The sequence below is a fragment of the Halpernia sp. GG3 genome, from assembly GCF_052976925.2.
Map to the genome: position 1 here is coordinate 183,105 of NZ_JBRIIR020000017.1, position 19,137 is coordinate 202,241.

At 34.9% G+C, this 19,137-nt stretch carries 15 protein-coding genes; 9 read left to right on the forward strand and 6 right to left on the reverse strand.

All coding sequences use genetic code 11. The features are described 5' to 3' along the window. Window positions 1-10 precede the first annotated feature (10 nt). The 9 genes from ACVBED_RS10260 (at window position 11) to ACVBED_RS10300 (ending at window position 12,554) form a co-directional block, all read left to right on the forward strand. A complete protein-coding gene (locus ACVBED_RS10260) occupies window positions 11-568 on the forward strand; it encodes a potassium-transporting ATPase subunit C (RefSeq protein ID WP_447120185.1) in 558 nt (185 codons plus the stop codon). 50 nt (window positions 569-618) lie between these two features. Continuing rightward, a complete protein-coding gene (locus tag ACVBED_RS10265; protein WP_447120186.1) occupies window positions 619-1,701 on the forward strand; it encodes a porin in 1,083 nt (360 codons plus the stop codon). Between the two features lie 44 nt (window positions 1,702-1,745). Continuing rightward, window positions 1,746-2,858 (forward strand): sensor protein KdpD, encoded by a 1,113-nt coding sequence (locus ACVBED_RS10270; RefSeq protein ID WP_447120187.1) that lies wholly within the window; start codon window positions 1,746-1,748, stop codon window positions 2,856-2,858. A gap of 104 nt (window positions 2,859-2,962) precedes the next feature. Beyond that, window positions 2,963-4,696, forward strand: coding sequence for a HAMP domain-containing sensor histidine kinase (locus tag ACVBED_RS10275; RefSeq protein WP_447120188.1), 1,734 nt, complete (start codon window positions 2,963-2,965; stop codon window positions 4,694-4,696). 242 nt (window positions 4,697-4,938) lie between these two features. After that, window positions 4,939-6,621 (forward strand): DUF6909 family protein, encoded by a 1,683-nt coding sequence (locus ACVBED_RS10280; protein WP_473094965.1) that lies wholly within the window; start codon window positions 4,939-4,941, stop codon window positions 6,619-6,621. 110 nt (window positions 6,622-6,731) lie between these two features. Next, entirely contained in the window at window positions 6,732-8,576 is a 1,845-nt protein-coding gene (locus ACVBED_RS10285; protein WP_447120189.1) for a M1 family metallopeptidase, read from the forward strand. A 17-nt stretch (window positions 8,577-8,593) separates the two neighbouring features. Continuing rightward, on the forward strand, window positions 8,594-9,352 hold the full coding sequence (locus ACVBED_RS10290; RefSeq protein ID WP_447120190.1) for a type III pantothenate kinase: 759 nt from the start codon (window positions 8,594-8,596) through the stop codon (window positions 9,350-9,352). Window positions 9,353-9,932: 580 nt separating this feature from the next. Beyond that, window positions 9,933-12,170 (forward strand): PAS domain-containing sensor histidine kinase, encoded by a 2,238-nt coding sequence (locus ACVBED_RS10295; protein ID WP_447120191.1) that lies wholly within the window; start codon window positions 9,933-9,935, stop codon window positions 12,168-12,170. A 3-nt stretch (window positions 12,171-12,173) separates the two neighbouring features. Continuing rightward, window positions 12,174-12,554: a response regulator gene (locus ACVBED_RS10300; protein WP_447120192.1), complete on the forward strand. Its 381-nt coding sequence runs from the start codon at window positions 12,174-12,176 to the stop codon at window positions 12,552-12,554. Between the two features lie 372 nt (window positions 12,555-12,926). Here the strand turns inward: ACVBED_RS10300 and ACVBED_RS10305 are convergent, their stop codons facing one another. The 6 genes from ACVBED_RS10305 to ACVBED_RS10330 all read right to left on the reverse strand — a co-directional run bounded on the left by ACVBED_RS10305 (window position 12,927) and on the right by ACVBED_RS10330 (window position 18,855). Next, on the reverse strand, window positions 12,927-13,358 hold the full coding sequence (locus tag ACVBED_RS10305) for a nucleoside deaminase (RefSeq protein ID WP_447120193.1): 432 nt from the start codon (window positions 13,356-13,358) through the stop codon (window positions 12,927-12,929). 94 nt (window positions 13,359-13,452) lie between these two features. Beyond that, the gene (locus tag ACVBED_RS10310) at window positions 13,453-14,004 is read right to left on the reverse strand and encodes a DUF3575 domain-containing protein (RefSeq protein WP_447120194.1); all 552 of its coding nucleotides are present in this window, start codon (window positions 14,002-14,004) and stop codon (window positions 13,453-13,455) included. A 305-nt stretch (window positions 14,005-14,309) separates the two neighbouring features. Next, a complete protein-coding gene (locus ACVBED_RS10315) occupies window positions 14,310-14,951 on the reverse strand; it encodes a 50S ribosomal protein L25/general stress protein Ctc (RefSeq protein ID WP_447120195.1) in 642 nt (213 codons plus the stop codon). Window positions 14,952-15,007: 56 nt separating this feature from the next. Beyond that, window positions 15,008-15,952, reverse strand: coding sequence for a ribose-phosphate pyrophosphokinase (locus tag ACVBED_RS10320; protein WP_447120196.1), 945 nt, complete (start codon window positions 15,950-15,952; stop codon window positions 15,008-15,010). Window positions 15,953-16,049: 97 nt separating this feature from the next. Further along, window positions 16,050-17,609 (reverse strand): G-D-S-L family lipolytic protein, encoded by a 1,560-nt coding sequence (locus ACVBED_RS10325; RefSeq protein ID WP_447120197.1) that lies wholly within the window; start codon window positions 17,607-17,609, stop codon window positions 16,050-16,052. 13 nt (window positions 17,610-17,622) lie between these two features. Continuing rightward, window positions 17,623-18,855 (reverse strand): OmpP1/FadL family transporter, encoded by a 1,233-nt coding sequence (locus ACVBED_RS10330; RefSeq protein WP_473094966.1) that lies wholly within the window; start codon window positions 18,853-18,855, stop codon window positions 17,623-17,625. Between the last annotated feature and the right edge of the window lie 282 nt (window positions 18,856-19,137).

The window sequence follows — 19,137 nt, forward strand, 5'->3', positions numbered from 1 at the left end:
TTTTAAAAAAATGAAAAATTATATCAGACCAGCTTTAGTACTCACATTGGGAATCGCAGTTTTAGTCTTAGTTTATACGGGTATTGTATTTGCTTTTGGAAAGTTAATTCCAAATAATGGGTTAGGTGATCAAATTGAGGTAAAAGGACACAGACAATATACCAATATCGGGCAGCAATTTAAGTTACCGCAATATTTTCATGGACGCCCTTCAGCCGTAAATTATAACGCGGCAGCTGGTGGCGGCAGTAATAAAGGACCTAACAATCCAGAATATTTAGCAGATGTGCAAAAACGAATTGATACTTTAAGAACACAGAATCCAGCGATGAAAAACGTTCAAATTCCTGTCGATTTAGTAACAGCGAGCGGCAGTGGTTTGGATCCAAATATTTCCGTGCAGGCTGCAGAATTTCAGATTAAACGTGTGGCGAAAATTAGAAATATCACTGAAGATCAAGTGAAAAATTTAATAGTACAAAACGCTGCAGAAGAAAACGTGATTGCTTTTGCGCCACAAAAAGTAAATGTGTTGAAGCTGAACGTTGCTTTAGAAAATCTTAAATAAAAAAAGCATTAGTCTCACAAATAAATAATTTTATATTCTCTTTTTCACCAATGAAAAAATTAATTTTATCAGCATTTATAATGGCTTTTGGTATTGCAAGCGCTCAGGAAAAAACTGAAACTTCAGCGCCAAAGGTCACATTTTCTGGATATGCCGAAATATTTTACAGCTACGATTTCAACCAACCAGACAATCATATCAAACAGCTGTTTTTATATAATTATAACCGTCACAATGAGTTTAATTTAAATTTAGGCTTGGTTAAAGCAAATTATTCTACAGAAAATATACGCGCGAATCTTGCTTTGATGGCGGGAACTTATGCTCAGGATAATTTAGCGGCTGAACAGAATTCGCTAAAATATATCAATGAAGCCAATATCGGTTTTAAAATCTCAAAAAAGAAAAATATCTGGATTGATGCGGGAATTTTACCTTCACATATTGGCTGGGAAGGTGCCATAGGAAAAGATAATTTGACTTTAACACAAAGCATAGCAGGAGATAATTCGCCGTATTTCGAAACTGGCGCAAGAATTTCCTACACTTCTGATAACGGTAAATTTTTCCTGAGCGGCTTGGTCTTAAACGGCTGGCAACGAATTGCACGACCAAAAGGAAACCAAACTTTGGCTTTTGGTCACCAGCTCAGTTACAAATTTTCAAATAACCTCAGTTTAAACAGCAGTTCATTTATAGGAAATGACAAACCGATAATAAATAAAAGAATGCGGTACTTCCACGATTTATATGCTAATTTTAACCTTGGCGGAAAATGGTCTGGCGTCGCTGGTTTTGATATTGGCGCGGAACAAAAAGCAAAAGGAAGCGAACAGTACAACGCCTGGTATTCACCTAATTTATTACTGAGTTATGCGATTACAAATCATACCAAAATTGGTGGAAGAATAGAATATTATAACGATAAAAACGGAGTAATTGTTAATATTACCACGCCAAACGGATTTCAAACATTGGGTTATTCTTTGAATATAGATCATGAAATTCACAAAAACATCCTTTGGAGAACCGAAGTGCGTGGATTTTCTTCTAAAGACAATATCTTTACTAAAAATAATTTGCCAAAAAATACTAATTTCTCACTCACAACAAGTATTTCAGCCTGGTTTTGAAACTAAAAAAACTTCAAATTAAATCTTCCGAAAATAGCTCTAACATGTCATCAGCCGAACATTTTCTCGAACTCATAAAACGTTCCAAACGTGGAAAGTTTAAAATATATATTGGAATGAGCGCCGGCGTAGGTAAATCTTACCGGATGTTGCAGGAAGCACACTCACTTCTAAGCAATGGCATCGACGTAAAAATCGCCTACATTGAAACCCATAATCGCAAAGAAACTGTCGCTCTATTGGATGGCCTACCGGTGATCCCGAGGCGCAAATTATTTTACAAAGGAAAAGAATTAGAAGAGCTAGATTTTCAAGCCGTAATTAATATCCAGCCGGAAGTCGTCATTGTTGATGAATTGGCGCATACCAATATTGAAGGCAGTAAAAATGAAAAAAGATGGCAGGATGTGCTTGATATTTTGGACGCAGGCATTAATGTAATTAGCGCGGTAAATATTCAGCATATTGAAAGTCTCAATGAAGAAGTAAAAAATATTACGGGCATTGAAGTGCAGGAACGCATTCCGGACAGTGTTTTGAAGATGGCAGATGAAGTCGTAAACATAGATTTAACAGCAGAAGAACTGATTGATCGTTTAAAAGCAGGGAAAATTTACGATCAGTCAAAAATTGTAACTGCTTTAAATAATTTTTTTAAAAGCGAACAAATTCTTCAATTGAGAGAATTGGCTTTAAAGGAAGTCGCCTCACAAGTCCAGCGGAAAGTGGAAATCGAAGTTTCAGTTATACGAAACATTAGGAAGGAAAAAATATTAGCTTGTATTAGTTCAAATGAAATTACGGCGAAAAAAGTGATTCGTAAAGCGGCGCGATTGGCAAATTATTACAATAGTTCTTGGTTTCTACTCTACGTTCAAATTCCAAGGGAAAGTGCGGATAAAATTGCGTTAGACAAACAGAGGTTTTTGATAAATAATTTTAAACTAGCAACAGAATTAGGTGCCGAAATTATTAAAGTCCAGAATGGTAATATTACCGAAGCCATTATGGCTCAATGTGCAGAACGAAAAATTACTACGGTTTGCATCGGGAAACCTCATCATGATTTACTGAAAATTTTGACAGGTAATAATACCTTAAGGTCATTACTGAATAAATTAGCTGATGAAAATATTGATCTGGTGATTTTAAGTTGATTGCTAGAAACACTTTTTAACGCTTTTTTAAAATTAAAAAATGTCCCCTGTAATTTTGTTACTTTAAAAAATCAATTTTAGAAGTAGAAATTTTTTATACCACAATGAAAATAAAAACAAAACTTAATGCCGGCGTCGGATTACTCTTTATAATGATTATCGGATTGTCCGTTCTCAGCGGATGGTACGTGAATCTGTTGAAAAGAGACACCAATAATATTTTAGCGGCCAATTATAACACTTTGCAATATTCCAGAAATATGCTTTTGGCTTTGGAGGATTTGCAAACTGATCCTTTGGCTTTTAATTTATTTTCTAAACATTTAGAAAAACAGCGAGAAAACGTAACAGAAGCGGGGGAAGCAGAAGCAACGGAAAAAATTGCGGTTCATTTTGAAGCCTTAAAATCTGATCCCGAAAATCCGAAACTTCAGTCTTCTATCCGAAAAGATATTGCAGAAGTGATGCAGCTGAATATGAGTGCTATACAGCATAAAAGCAGTATTGCAAATGTAACCGCCAGTTCCGCAATAACCGTAATATCAATTGCTGGAACTGGTTGCTTTTTGATCGCGTTTATTTTACTGGTTAATTTGCCTTCTAATATTGCAGATCCTATTAAAGTTTTAACGTCAAGTATTAAAGAAATTGCGAATCAAAATTATAATCAGCGTATTGATTCTGTGGGTAATGGAGAATTTGGGGAGCTAGCAAAATCGTTCAACACCATGGCAGAAAAGCTGCAAGAGTTTTCTGAAAGTAAGCTGGACAGAATTATTAAAGGAAAAAAACGCATTGAAACTTTAATTGATAATCTGCACGATCCCGTAATTGGCATTGACGAAAATAAAAAAGTATTGTTTGTAAATGATGAAGCTTTAAAAATAACTGGCCTTGAACGGAAAGACTTCGTAGGACAATTAATGCAGGATGTTGCGGTTACAAACGATTTAGTACGTACTATTATTAGAGAAATTATTTCTTCTGACGATAAAAATTCTTCCAATGAGCCAATGAAAATATATGCAAATGGTAAAGAAAGTTATTTTGAAAAAGAAATTATAGACATTAATGTAATTCCGACCGGCGAGCAAGCAAGCCTCTTTATTGGTCAGGTAATTATGTTAAGAAACATTACTCTTTTTAAAGAATTAGATTTAGCAAAAACTAATTTTATGGGAACCGTTTCGCACGAATTTAAAACGCCAATTTCTTCTATTAAATTAGGAATTCAACTTTTAGGAAATGAAAAGATCGGCAACTTAAATGAGGAACAGAAAAATCTACTTACTGGTATTCGTGAGGATTCTGATCGACTTTTAAAAATTACTGGCGAATTACTCAATATTGCTCAGGTTGAAAGCGGTTCTATGCAGTTAAAAATGCAAAAAACGGACATTCAGGATATTTTAGATTACGCGACAGATGCTAATAAATCTGCTGCAGAACAGAAGAACATTAAAGTTTTTGTACAAAAAGATGCTGATTCACATTTAATATTTGCGGATAAGGATAAAACTTCTTGGGTTCTGAATAATCTTCTATCGAACGCAGTGCGCTATTCCTATGAAAATTCCCGAATCAACATTGAAGTAAAACATGAAGATCACCAAACTAAATTTTCCGTAACGGATACCGGACAAGGCATTGATCCTGCATACACACAAAGAGTTTTTGACCGTTATTTCCGAATTCCCGGTAATAAAAAAGAAGGAAACGGACTGGGTTTAAGCATAAGCAAAGAATTTATTGAAGCGCAGGGCGGCACCATTTCCGTTAAAAGTGAATTTGGCGTGGGAAGTGAGTTTTCTTTCGTTCTGAAAAATGATCGGTCTTAATTATTTTATAACAACAAATGTTGCCCCTTGTTAGAATTTAAATTTAGTATCTCTTCCACTTTAACGATCAGAAAACTTTTCTAAAAGATAGATTTTAATTAAAATAAAAATTAGATCAGCACTATTAGAATTTTTAAAAATTCACACAATTACATTAAAATAAGTGGGATATTTAATTCTCGCTTGAAAATCACTCTTTTTTGCAATTTTTAATATGCTTATCTTTGCGTGAAATTTAATTTATGGCAAAATCTAGAGCAAGGGAAACCACCGAATCTATCGAACGTTTATACGTCACACTCAGACATTTATTTTATCGCGGATTCTACAAACCAAGCGGTGTTTCCGGGGAAAGTTTGAGAAGTTTACTGATGAACATTAACCCAGAGATCTACGGAACAATGGGTGTTTCTAATAAAATAGAACTGGATGGTTTAATGTATGTTTTAGACCGCCTTCCGGAAGGAATTGAAGAAACTGCCTTTGTACATTTAACGTCAGATGAAGGCTTTGATAAAGGTAGTTTTGAGCCCATTATTCCGAAAAAAAGACGCAGACTTTGTTACCGTATTGATGAACACCAGATGAATATTGAAGTTCTTCTCGGCCGTTCTGAGATCTACGATATTCTTACGCATTTAACTTTCTTATATATAGAAGCCGATAAAATTAGAAATTTAGGTTTTTTGATGGACGACGGAGCACGTCCGAAACGCACTTGGCGCATTATTGAAGAAGTCGCTTTAGGAGAGAAAAAATTTAGCCGCAAAGAAAAAGAAGTGGCGTTAATTCACCTTTCTTCTTTAATAGGAAGAACTTTTGACGAAACTTTGAACGCTTACAATTCCTTCGGCGACGACCAAAATCCAGATCGTTTATTTAAAATTATTTATTATTTAGGTAAGGGAAGTTTAGAAGATATTCAGGAAAAAAGAGAACGGGAAATCCATTTCAGTGCAATTTTGCGTGAAAGGGTTGGCCACCATTATTTTGGTGAAAAGTGGGCAAATAATGTAAAAAAGGTTTTGGCTCAAAACGACTTGCATATGCGACCGTTGCATATTATTTCCGCCAATATGCATTCCGTGAAAAACATGCTTTTTGCTAATGACGCACTTGGCAAAAAACACAAAGGCGACGTTGATTACAAATTATACGAGGAAATTAGCAATAAGAAAACGCTTCAGGATAAAATTTTAGATTACTCTTTACAACAAGGTTTAATTTATATCGATGACCAGAGTGGAAGTAATATTGATGTTCAAATTATCGACCTCAGCAAAATTGATTTAAAAAATTCTCCTTTCGCTAAAACAAAATTTACCGGTGACGATGTCATTTTAGTTTTCGATTATGCTTTTGGTGAGCAGGCTTTTGAAGTAATGGATGAACTTTTGCGTCCTTATAATTTCAATTCTGAAGTTTACACCATGAAAGTGAAATCCATTCACATTATGGGGAAAGCCGGCATTTTAACTGGTGGAAAAGGCGATATCATGATCCCAAATTCTCATATTTTTGAAGGAACGGCAGATAATTATATTTTTGATAATGCTTTAAAACTTGAAGATTTTTTAGATGAAGATCTGAAGGCTTATGAAGGACCAATGATTACCGTTTTGGGAACCTCTCTGCAAAATAAAGATATTCTTACGTATTTCATGACGACTTCATGGAAGGCAATTGGTTTAGAAATGGAGGGCGCACATTATCAAAAAGCCATTCAGGTGGCGAGTAAAATTAGAAAACATATTTCTGAAGATGTAAGGGTTTCTTATTCTTATTACGCATCGGACAATCCTTTAGAAACTGGCTCTACTCTGTCTTCCGGTGGTTTGGGATTAACTGGTGTGAAGCCAACTTATTTAATTACGCTTAGAATTTTGGAGCATATTTTTAAGGCAAAAACTAAAGAAATAATTTAGAATAAATCAAAATATTTAAAGCCAATCAATCTGTAAAGTATGATTGGCTTTTTTTATAAAATGTATTTTATCTAAAATCATTATCTTGCCATTTCAAAAAAAAATTTAATATGACCAAATTCTTTTTCCTAATCCTAACTTTAGTCTGCGGCTTATTTTCAGCGCAACAAAATGCTTACTATCAGCAAAACGCAAACTATAAAATGGATATTGATGTCGATGCGGCAAATTATACTTTTCAAGGAAAACAATCTATTGAATATACCAATAATTCGCCAGATGAATTAAATGTCGTTTATTTTAATCTCTATTGGAACGCTTTTAAACCAGGCTCTACGATGGATCAACGCGTACAATACCAAGGAAAAACTGGCGATTCCAGATTAAATATAAATGGTGTTTCACGTCTGGCATCTATTCCAAAGGATCAGGAAGGCGCTCAAAATATTCATTGGATAAAACAAAATGGTAAACTTTTAAAATTTGAAATTCAGGAAACAATCATGAAAGTGTATCTGGATAAAAATATGAGACCTAATTCTTCCACGAATTTTACAATGGAATGGGATGCGAATATTCCTATGCAAATTAGAAGAAGCGGCAGAAATAACCGTGAGGGCATTGACATGACAGTTACACAATGGTATCCGAAAATTACAGAATATGATTATGACGGTTGGGCAGCTTTTGATTATGTAGGAAGGGAATTTCACGCACCTTTTGCAGATTTCGATGTGAATATAAGAATTGATAAAAATTATGTGATAGGCGCAGGTGGAATTTTAGAAAACCCGTCTGATGTAAAAGGTTACACAAATTCACCGAACATTAAAACAGACAAAAATAATAAAGTAATCTGGCACTGGACCGCAAAAAATATTTTAGATTTTGCTTGGGCGGCAGACCGAGATTACACGGTTGATTCCTTTTCAGTTTTAAACGGACCAAAAGTATATCTTGTTTACCAAAAATCTGATAAAACTGCCGCGTGGGAGCAGGCGAAACCTTATATTACAAAATACTATCAATTAATGAACGCGTCTTTTGGCGATTATGTTTATCCTACCTACTCATTTATACAGGGCGGCGATGGCGGTATGGAATATGGAATGTGCACGATGATATTGGGTGACGCAAAATCTATAGAAGGCTTGTGCAGTTTAATGTTTCACGAAGGTTCTCATTCCTGGTTTCAGCAAATGTTGGCAACTAATGAAGCCATGCGACCGTGGATGGATGAAGGTTTTACAAGTTATGCGGAATCTTATGTGATGTATCAACTTTTTCCACCTGCAGCGCCACAGGCAAATCCTTTTGTGAGTTCTCTAAACGCCTACGCAAAATTTACAAAAACAGGTTTGGAAGAGCCCGCAGTTTGGTTGGGAGATCACCACGATAACGGAACCGCTTACACCTTTTCTACATATGTAAAAGGCGAAACTTTTTTAGTGGAGCTCGGCTACATTATGGGAGAAGAAAATTTAAAAAAAACCATGAAAGAATATTATAATCAATGGCATCTAAAACATCCCACTGACCGCGATTTTATTCATATCGCACAAATGGTTTCGGGAATGGATCTTAAATGGTTTCACCATTATTGGATTAATACGACTAAAACTATAGATTATGGTATAAAAAACGTTCAGTATGACCCTATTTCTACTACAATCACTTTAGCAAATAACGGACAGGTTCCGATGCCTATTGATTTTGGTGTTTTATTGAAAGATAAGAGTATTGTGAATTATCAAATTCCATTAAATCTAACGCGGACTTTTAAAACAAAAGATATTAATGGTGATTTTAAAAGTTTAGCAATTTGGCCGTGGACGCAGAGAGAATATACTTTCACAATTCCTTATTCCAAAGACCAACTATCAGCTTTAGGAATTGATTTTTCTAAAAGAATAGCAGATGTAAATCCGCAGGATAACTATGTCGAAGTAAAATAATTATTTTAAGTTTTATAATGAATTCTATTGTAATCAATATTGGCAATACAAATATAAGATTTGGTCTTTTCAAAGACGAAAATTGTGAGCTGAGTTGGGTCATCAATACTAAACCTTACCGCTCACAAGATGAATTGTACATTCAGTTCTTAAACATTTATCAAACTTATAAAGTTGACATTAATACCGTAGAAAAAGTAATTGTTGGCTCTGTGGTTCCCCAGCTAACTTATGATATTTCGCGTGCTATTTACAGGATACATGGAAGCAAACCGGTAATTGTGGATAGAAATACCCTATCGGAGGTGGAAGCAAAATCCAAGCAGATGGGAACTGATATTTACGCAAATTTAGTCGCCGCACATCATCTTTATCCGAAAAAAAAGAAGATAATTTTTGATTTCGGAACTGCACTTACAGCAAGTTGCGTAGATGAAACGGGTGAAACTTTAGGTGTCATTATCGCACCTGGAATTATCACCGCACTTAATTCTTTGATAAAAGATACCGCGCAATTGCCGGAAATTGAACTCATAAAACCAAAAACTGTGTTAGGTTTAGACACCGTGTCCTGTATGCAAAGCGGAATGGTTTATGGCTATTTAGGAATGGTAGAAGGTTTTATTGACAGAATTAATGCTGAGGTAAAAGACGATTGTTTTGTGATTGCGACTGGCGGCGTTTCTCACGTTTACAAACCTTTAACGGAAAAAATTCAGGTAGCAGACAGATTGCACACTTTGAAGGGTTTGTATTTTTTGGGGAAAGATTTGTAAAAATCTACTAGTTCTACTCATTTATCATCTCAGAGTACTGAAATTTCAAATTTTCTAAAATAAATATCTTTTTCCAAATTATTATTTATCTTTTTATCCAACAGAATGGATAAAATTTCACTGACATCTTTTTCCCCAGAAATATATTGTAGTTCGAAGCGATTAATTGTTGCACTTGCAGCAGAAATAAGTTCGAAAATCAACTTTGGTTTTTCTTTAATAATGATAAAATTACGTCTGTCATTTATCCCACTTTGAAATTATTGATTTATAAACTAAAGTTCCTTCCAACAAAATGTTTTAAGCAGGATAGCTAATGCAAATAGTGGAATTCCGAAGTCTTAGGTTAGGGATTTTTTATACCATATTGATTTTGTTCTAAATTTTAAAAAGAATATCTCTACGATAATTTACTATAAATAGAAAAAAAATTACAAACTATTTAACGCATTATTAATTTTTTTAATATTTTATAAATTGTTGATTGGTTTGAATTAAAATATAAAAAAATATTATTATTATTTTAAATAAAACACAATAGTAAAAAGTTACATTTGTTCTGCAAAATTGCCGGTATAAAATGGAACAATATCTAAAAAATAATATAAGTTTAGAATCTTTTATTACTCTGTTCTCTCACGCACCAAATGCTTTAGCAATGGTGCAGGGTCCAGACATGATAATTGAAGCTGCAAATAGTAAGATTTTAGAATTGTGGGGCAAAAGTGTCGGCGTTATTTCGAAGCCAATTTTAGAAGCATTACCGGAAATAAAAGATCAGGAATTCCCCCAACTCCTCAAAGAAGTTTATAGAACCGGTATTCCTTTTCAAGGATATTCGATACCTGCGACATTATTAAAAGACGGAAAGGAGAGAAAATATTATTTTGACTTTAGTTATTCCCCAATATTTGACGATTTTAAAGAAGTGACGGGTATATGTATTTCTGCTACGGATGTAACGGAAAAGATACACTCGGAGAAAAAATTTGTTGAAAGTGAATACAAATTTCAAGAACTTATTTTGAATTCCGAATATTGTTCTGCCATTTACAGAGGTCCTGAGTTGATAATTGAATTAGCAAATGACAAAATGCTGCAAACCTGGGATAAAACAGACAAAATAATCGGTTTACCTTTAACAGAAGGTGTTCCTTCACTTGTGGGGCAGCGTTTTATGGATGATATGAGACAAGTTCTTATATCCGGTGAAAATTTTCTTGCAAAAGAAGGCCGTGCAGATTTTTTACGCAACGGGAAGTGGGAAACATCTTATTACAATTATTCTTATCAACCAATCAAAAACTCTTCTGGTGAAGTATACGCGATTTTTAATATGGCTATTGAAGTAACAGATATGGTTTTGGCAAAAAAATCGGCCATGGAAAATTATAATAAACTGCAAGGTTTTATTGAAAATGTTCCAATAGCTATCACTGTCTTTACAGGCGCAGAAAATATTTTAGAAACGAGTAATAACGGAGCAAATAAAATCTGGGGAGACCTTTCACCCTATTTTGGAAAACCATTTAAAGATATTTTTCCCGAATTTGAGTCTTTCGGAGTTTTTGAACATTTTAACAACGTTTATGAGAGTGGAAACCAACTTGAAATGAAAGAAGTGAGGGTGCGTCGTTCTGGTACTTTTGAAGACACCTATCTGAACTATATTCTTCATCCAACAAAAGATGAATACGGCAAAACAATTTCCATTATTGCAATTGGTTATGATGTGACAGATGATATTAAAATGAGAGAGGACTTAAGTTTATCTGAAAAAAAATACAAAAATTTAACAGAAGCAATTCCGCAGATCATCTGGACGGCCGATGCAGATGGATTTATAACTTATTGTAATGAGCGATTACAATTTTACTTAGGAAATGATAATGAGAATCCAATAGGTAAAATGTTTTATCACCTTTGCCATCCTGAAGATTTAGCCCGCGTTCGTACTACGTGGAAAAAGGCTAATGAAAAACGAACTAATTTCGAAGTGGAATATCGAGCGTTAAATGGTGGCACACAACAGTATTTATGGCTTTTAACCAGAGGTGTTCCATCAATTATCGAGGAGGGAAAAGTTGTGCAGTGGATAGGCACAAGTACAGACATAAATGAATTTAAACTTTTGCAAGCGCAAAAAGATACTTTTTTAGGAATTGCCAGTCATGAGTTGAAAACCCCGTTAACCAGTTTAAAACTTTATGCGCAGGTTTTAGAACGTGTTCTAAAAAATTCCGGTGATAATAAAAATGCTGAATTTGCAAAAAAAATGGACGCCCAAATCTCAAAATTAAATTCTTTGATTGTAGACCTATTAGATGTAACTAAGATCTCGGCAGGAAGAATGCAATTAATAGAAAGTCGTTTTAATTTTGAAAGTCTTGCGAGAGAAATGGTGGAAGAAATGCAATTAGACTCGAAACACCACTTGATTTTTGATAGTAATTCGGAAGGTATCGTATTTGCAGATCGCAACAGAATAAGCCAGGTAATGAGTAACTTAATATCAAATGCTATTAAATATTCTCCTCAATCCGATAGAATTGTAATTTCAAGCGTCATAATTGATAATGAAATTAATTTTTGTGTACAGGATTTTGGGATCGGAATTCCAGCAGAAAAAAAGGAAAAGATTTTTGAACAATATTACAGAGTAAGTGGTAAGGAACAAAATACAATCCCAGGTTTAGGATTAGGTCTGTATATTTCCGCTGATATAGTTGAAAGATCAAATGGTAAAATATGGGTAGAAAGCATTTTAGATGAAGGCTCTACCTTTTGTTTTTCTTTGCCCTTAATAGAACAAGATTAAGAAATGATTCCGAAAAAGATAATAATTATTGATGATGACACTGCCATCCTAGACGCATTAAATTTAGTATTTGATATTGAGGGATTCGATGTAACAACTTTTGAGAGGGGTACAGAAATTTTTGAATTTTTAGAGAATCATATCAATCCCGATATAATTTTGTTAGACATGTGGCTCAAGAATGAAGACGGCAGGGATATCTGTAAAAAATTAAAAAACGCCGCCGATACTAAAAATATACCTATAATTATCATGTCAGCGAGTCGCGGTCTAGAACCCTCTGCTTTAGACTCGGGCGCTGATGCATTTATCGCAAAACCTTTTGAATTTGACGATGTGGTTGATCAAATGAACAAGTTCATTAAAAATAACGCTGATTTTTAAGTTTAATATTCTTTTTCGTAATCCAAAATATTACCCCCTCTTTTAGCGCAGAATTTTAAATCCCAGATCTGACGGCGAGCTTGGAGGGCTTGAAGGAAAACGAAAAGCGAACTATTGAAATTTTATTTATTCATCCTTTTGTGGAGATTGTAAATCAATAATTATTTGGCAGTAAATCTTAACCTTTTTTTCGTAAATAGTGGAGCTCAGTGGGGCTGATTTGCCATTTTTCTTAAACGGCCTGTGTTTTTTAAACTTTTTCTGCAATATTATTGGACATTAAACGATGGTAATATAAATGGTGAGCGGAAAGAATTTGGATGGCAGCTGCACACCGCAAAAGAATGTACTATTTAGAAACTGATTTATAACCTATCTTCTACCTTTGAAAAATTCCTTAATAATATCCGCGCATTCATTTTCCAAAACACCAACAATTATTTCTGTTTTTGGATGGAGCTTAAGATTTTTATTGATAAAACCCCGTTGCTCATCTCTTGCGCCAATTACAACTTTAGATATATGAGACCAATTTAAAGCGCCGCAACACATCACGCAAGGTTCTAATGTAACGTAAATTGTACAGTTAATTAAATATTTGCCACCAAGAAAATTAGCAGCAGACGTGATCGCCTGCATTTCTGCATGCGCCGTGACGTCGTTTAAAGTTTCAGTGAGGTTATGTGATTTTGCAATTATCCTGTCATTAGAAACAATGATGCAACCTACCGGAATTTCATCCTCTTCAAAGGCATTTTGTGCTTCTTGTAAAGCCATTTTCATAAAATACTCGTCGGTGAACATTGCTTTCTATTATTAGTTTAAACTTTTTTTTACTTTTAAAAATAAAAAAGGTTCAGCAAAAAACTAAACCTTTTGAATAAATATTTTTGGAGGTCTAAAAACGGTATCCAATTCCAAGCATTCCCTTTCCTGCAACTTTGTCATAAACACCATTTCCAAATCTACGGGCAACGCCGGCGCTTACTTCAAAAATAATATTTCTGCGGGCAACCCATTTTCCACCAAATCCAATACCCGCTCCAATAGTGGTCTTTTTTTCATAAGTGTAATAGGGGTTGTTATAATAATTATTCGGCGAGTAGGGAACGTTTAGTCTAGAATCATTTGAGGTGGTAATTGGTGCAAATGCTTCCACGAAAAATCCTGAGGCATATTTTTTACCAAAATATATTCTGTAATAAGGCGAAATTTGAGATGTAAGAGTACTGCTGTTTTGATTATCATTAAAAACAAAAATACCGTTGATACCAATTCCCGAGTCTTTATTTAAAAGTCGCTCATATGAAATATTAAGCGCCTGTGAAGCGATCAATTCTATCGGGCTAATCATAATGTCGTTCTGCCTGTCTGAAGTTGTAGTTTCCATTTCCTGAGCAGAAGCAGAAAATGCTGTACAAATAAGGGCTGAAAGTAAAAGTTTTTTCATGGTTTTTTAGTTTTTAGTTTTTTCTGTTTCTCAAATATAAACTTTTTTGTCGGGAAAAATGCGTTTTTGAATTTTACGTTTCAGAAGTATTTCAATCATAAAAACCATTGTATTATCAAAGAAAAAAATACATTTGAAATTTAGCCCCGATAGGAACGGCATCCTTTTTTGCTGCGCGGCAGCGCAGAAAAAAAGATATAGTGGATTGCGGGACTACGTTTCGAAAAAAAGCGAAACCGTCTTGCTACCAAAAAAAATTCCCATCCAAATTAATGGATGAGAATCTGTAGATTTTGAGAAAATTTTTATGCTTCAGTGTTTTCTGCAGCAGCGTCACCTTCTGGTGTCGTATTTTCTCCTGCTTCAGCAGTTTCTTCTTCATCTGAATCTGCGCCTTTAATAGCCGTTCTAGCCATTCTTACAGCAACAACAACAGCGTTATCTGGATGAACAAATGTGAAATTATTAGTTTTAATATCACCTACATAAAGTTTCATACCGATCTTTATAGCAGTAACATCTACCACGATCTCGTCGGGAAGATTTGCTGGAAGCGCTTTCACTTTCAGTTTACGGAATGGATTTCTTAGTGCACCACCGGCCACAACACCTCGTGAACGACCTGTAAGTCTTACTGGAACTTCCATTGTAACTGGTTTATCATCAGTTAACTGAAAGAAATCTGCGTGCAGAATTTTATCTGTTAAAGGATGAAACTGGATGTCCTGCAATATTGCTGCAATTGTCTGTCCTTCTACCTCTAAAGATACCGTGTGTGCTTCCGGAGTGTAAACTAAATCTTTGAAAGATCTCTCTTCCGCGGAAAAATTTAGTGTTTCTTTACCTCCATAAACAACACAAGGAACTAATTCAGCATCACGTAAAACTTTTGTAGACTTTTTGCCCACGCTTTCTCTTTTTGTACCTTGAATTGTAATTGATTTCATTATATAAATTTAAAATTTTATTAGGGTTAATTTTTATTTAATGCACTGATAATGAATTAAATAATGAACTTATTGCTTATAGATTTATGCTCGTGAACCATCTTCATAACGTCAGCAAATAATGGGGCGCAAGATAGCACTTTTATTTTAGTGGACAAGTTATTTTTAATGGGAATAGAGTCAGTTACAATGACTTCCATCAATTTTGAGTTTTCGATATTTTGATAAGCGTTGCCAGAAAGTACAGGATGCGTCGCCATTGCCCGAACAGATTTTGCGCCTTTTTCCATGATGATTTCTGCAGCTTTACAAAGTGTTCCAGCAGTATCGATCATATCATCTATAAGAATTACATTTTTATCAGTCACGTCACCGATAAGAAACATATCTTCAATAATATTTGCTTTTTTTCTTTCCTTGTATGCAATTACAACCTCTGCTCCCAGATGACCAGCATAGTTTTTTGCTCTTTTAGCTCCACCCATATCCGGAGAAGCGATACAAAGATCCTGAATATTGTTTTTTACAATGTAATCTATAAAAATAGTGGAAGCATAAAGATGATCAACTGGAATTTCGAAAAATCCTTGAATTTGATCTGCATGCAAATCCATCGTCATTACTCTGGTTGCACCGGCTGCGGTAAGAAGATTAGCCACTAACTTTGCCCCAATTGGCGCCCTGGGTTGGTCTTTTCTGTCTTGTCTGGCCAAACCGTAGTAAGGTAAAACAACCGTAATATTTTTTGCAGAAGCTCTTTTTGCGGCGTCAATCATTAGTAATAATTCTAATAAATTATCTGCTGGTGGAAAGGTGGAACCTATTAAAAAGACCCTGCCGCCACGTACGGATTGGTCCAAAACCGGCTCAAATTCTCCATCAGAAAAACTCTGAAAATTAATTTTACCTAAACTTTGTCCATAAAATTCTGCAATTTTTTCGGCTAAAACCTTACTGGTTCTTGTAGAAAATAAATAACTGGCTTGGTGATTATCGCTCATCTTGGTAGTATTGATTTTTTACTGGTGCAAATTTAAAAAAATAAAACCACCTGAAATCATTCAAGTGGTTTTATATTTAGTTAATTTTAAATTAATATTAAGGAAACTTTACGCCGGAATATTTATTAATATTTACCATTGGCAAAGTTGAGCCATATTTTGCGTTAATCTGTTTCAAAAATTCATTAGCAATTAAGCCATAACCTCTACCCGTAAGATGAACTCCGTCTAGGGAAAACGTTCCACCAGTAACAAAAGTTGCAGTAAATTTTACTCCGTTATATTGAATTCCTGAATTTGTAGAAAGTTCTATCAATTTTGCATTCGTATCAACATATGCTAATCCTTTTGCAGTTGCTATAGATTTTATAGCCGCGTTATAAGCAGCTGTAGCAGTAAGCACTTTCGCAACTTCTGTTTTTGTTAAAATATATTGATTAGCTAAAGGATAAGAAACACCATTAACATTGATACTTGCCGGTGCACCTGGAACCGTAGTTCCAATTACCGAACTCGTTGTTAAAAGTACTAAATCTTCAGCAGTGGCCTGTCTTGCCTGACCATAAATTTGCCCAAATGCGGCAGCAGTAGAGGCACCTAAAGAAGGAGTTAATGCCGCAGTAAGCTGTGCGGAAAGATTCTGCAATGAAATATCTACAATTAGTAATGGATTATCTGTTGTTGTAGATAGTAAATTAATTCTTGCCCCCGCTCCAAAAGCGGTAAGCGCTTGCTTTAATGGCCCATATAGACCAGAGTTTAACGCCGCAACATTTGCACCTATCAATTTTTGTGTTAATGGATTATAAGGAACCCTTGTAAAAAATGGAATGGAAGTTACATTAGGAATATTCGCAAGCACGCCTTTCGCACCGTTTGCAGTAAGTGCATTCACATAGCCATTTATAGAAGCTGCCACAACATTTGGATCTGAAATATCATTGCTTTTATAAGTAGCAGGATTTATGTTTCCTGTTTGATCAACTGCTTCAGTGTAAGTTGTAACACCTCCTGAAGTACTGGAATTTGTTCCACCATTTGTCGAGTAAGAGAGAACATCATTATTACCTATCCAAAGAGAAAAAAATGTTGGTTTTTGTGCAACAGCATCACCAATAACAGAAGCCGATGGACTTGATGCGAATCTGACAAAATAAGGGTTGGCCTGTCCTGTTGAAAGTCCCGCTGCATTTCCATAGCCAGCAACTCCCAAATGAAAAGACTTTGCGCCAGGAACACCCATATTTTGATAAGGTCCTGCAGCAAAAATATTTGCTAAGGTTGTAGTTCCAACGCCTGATGCAGGTATTGGTGCCAAAGAATTATTCACTACAGCAAGAACCAATTTATTACCAAAGCCAACAGATGGAATTCCACCTAAATTGTCAGCCATCAATGGTTGTTTAAAATCACCACCACCTGCTAATCGCATTTCACCTGCAATCATTGAAGGAAACGATTCATTTTGCCCGTCAATATATAAAGCACCGTCTCTGTAACCTGATGTTAGTGAGTTTCCGATTGAAACGTACTTACTAAAGTCTGCACTTCCCTTAGAAACTACCACGCTGCTGACATCTTGTTCAAAGTCAGTTTTGCAACTCACGGTGAACAGTAATGCTGAGAAAGCCAGGCTTGAAATTAATATTTTTTTCATAATTATTTTAAAATTAAAATGCGTTATAAGAAAGACCTAGACCAAAATAATATGCTTTCGCTTTTGCCTGGCCAATAAAATTATTATAAGTATTGTCTACGTTTCTGCTTTTTGGGAAAGCAATCCCGCCAGCTAAATCAAGACCAAAACTCTTGTAAAGTTTGAATCCAAGCCCTGCAGTGAAAACATTAGAATCAAAAGAAGGCGTTTCTGCCTGAAAGTTTCTATCTGTATACGGAGACTCGTCATAATAATAACCTGCTCTTAAAGCAATCATATCAGAAATTTGGTATTGTGTTCCTATTCTATATGTTTTGGTATTGTGAAAGTTTTTTGGACTAACTAAAATAGTGGGATCAGTTTGATTTCCGATCGGTGCATGGGCAAAATTTAAAGTCAACTTGTTATATCTCTCCCAACCAGAATAATTAAAATCTGCGGACACCAAAAATTTCGGTGTGAATTTATAGGTTGCACCAATTGTAAATTCATCTACCAGTGGTAAAGTTGCCGTAAATGAATCCGTTCCAGTAGAACTTAGACCAAGACTCGTATATAATGCTTGAGAAATATTAAAACTTACTAAACCATCTTTGGCTTTTACATCTACCGGAGAACGGTATGCCACACTAACATCTAACTTACTGTCTGGTTGAAAATAAAATCCAAATCCAAATCCACTTCCTGAAGCTTTCGCATTTAAATTTAAAGTGCCCCCAATTTGCGTTGCAGCTTTATCCCAATCTACAGTTCCTTTTGCATAAATATAGCTCCCCCCAAATGAAACCCAAGGGGCTAATTTCACAGAAACCATCGGTTGAAAATAGTAAGCTTTCAGTTCTAATCTTTGTACTATCTCTCTACCAGCCCAATCGTATGGCCACTCAATTGTACTTCCAAACGGCGTAGAAAAACTGAAACCAAGAGAAACATTTGGTAAAACTTTATAAGCCACTGCTGCATAAACTGGTGTACCAATAGGATTATTGGTTTTAGATGATTCCAAAGTGGCTAAACTTTGAAACGTCACACTTGATTTCGCACCGAACCCACCTACTGCAATACTTAACTTTGCAGGGATAAAAGAGATACCAGCTGGATTAAAAAAAGCAACACTAGCGTCTTCTACGTGAGCACTTGTATGCGCCATCGCTAACTGTTTTACACCTTGCAAAGAAACTCTGAAGCCGCCTGCATAAGCCATAAAACTAGACAGTAAAACTGTCGAAATTAAGATTTTTTTCATAGAAATGATTATTAATGTATCAAATATAAAATATATTTAAGTACAAATGTTAACAAATCTTAAGCATTTTTAAACAAAAGTTAATATGGCAGTTCTGTTTAATTTATTTAAAATTTTTAAATACTTTACCTTCAACTATTTAATATAACTGAAGTCTAGAATTACACAAACAGTTTAATATTAAACAAATGAATGCATACCATAGTAATTCTAACTTTACAGTTAAAAATTGACCACTCAAATATTCAAAATTTTAAGCTTCACAACACACAAAATTTATTT

Bases quoted from the DNA above. Each gene is read 5' to 3' on its own strand.
- ACVBED_RS10260 (WP_447120185.1), top strand. From the start codon at position 11: ATGAAAAATTATATCAGACCAGCTTTAGTACTCACATTGGGAATCGCA.
- ACVBED_RS10265 (WP_447120186.1), top strand. From the start codon at position 619: ATGAAAAAATTAATTTTATCAGCATTTATAATGGCTTTTGGTATTGCA.
- ACVBED_RS10270 (WP_447120187.1), top strand. From the start codon at position 1,746: ATGTCATCAGCCGAACATTTTCTCGAACTCATAAAACGTTCCAAACGT.
- ACVBED_RS10275 (WP_447120188.1), top strand. From the start codon at position 2,963: ATGAAAATAAAAACAAAACTTAATGCCGGCGTCGGATTACTCTTTATA.
- ACVBED_RS10280 (WP_473094965.1), top strand. From the start codon at position 4,939: ATGGCAAAATCTAGAGCAAGGGAAACCACCGAATCTATCGAACGTTTA.
- ACVBED_RS10285 (WP_447120189.1), top strand. From the start codon at position 6,732: ATGACCAAATTCTTTTTCCTAATCCTAACTTTAGTCTGCGGCTTATTT.
- ACVBED_RS10290 (WP_447120190.1), top strand. From the start codon at position 8,594: ATGAATTCTATTGTAATCAATATTGGCAATACAAATATAAGATTTGGT.
- ACVBED_RS10295 (WP_447120191.1), top strand. From the start codon at position 9,933: ATGGAACAATATCTAAAAAATAATATAAGTTTAGAATCTTTTATTACT.
- ACVBED_RS10300 (WP_447120192.1), top strand. From the start codon at position 12,174: ATGATTCCGAAAAAGATAATAATTATTGATGATGACACTGCCATCCTA.
- ACVBED_RS10305 (WP_447120193.1), bottom strand. From the start codon at position 13,358: ATGTTCACCGACGAGTATTTTATGAAAATGGCTTTACAAGAAGCACAA.
- ACVBED_RS10310 (WP_447120194.1), bottom strand. From the start codon at position 14,004: ATGAAAAAACTTTTACTTTCAGCCCTTATTTGTACAGCATTTTCTGCT.
- ACVBED_RS10315 (WP_447120195.1), bottom strand. From the start codon at position 14,951: ATGAAATCAATTACAATTCAAGGTACAAAAAGAGAAAGCGTGGGCAAA.
- ACVBED_RS10320 (WP_447120196.1), bottom strand. From the start codon at position 15,952: ATGAGCGATAATCACCAAGCCAGTTATTTATTTTCTACAAGAACCAGT.
- ACVBED_RS10325 (WP_447120197.1), bottom strand. From the start codon at position 17,609: ATGAAAAAAATATTAATTTCAAGCCTGGCTTTCTCAGCATTACTGTTC.
- ACVBED_RS10330 (WP_473094966.1), bottom strand. From the start codon at position 18,855: ATGAAAAAAATCTTAATTTCGACAGTTTTACTGTCTAGTTTTATGGCT.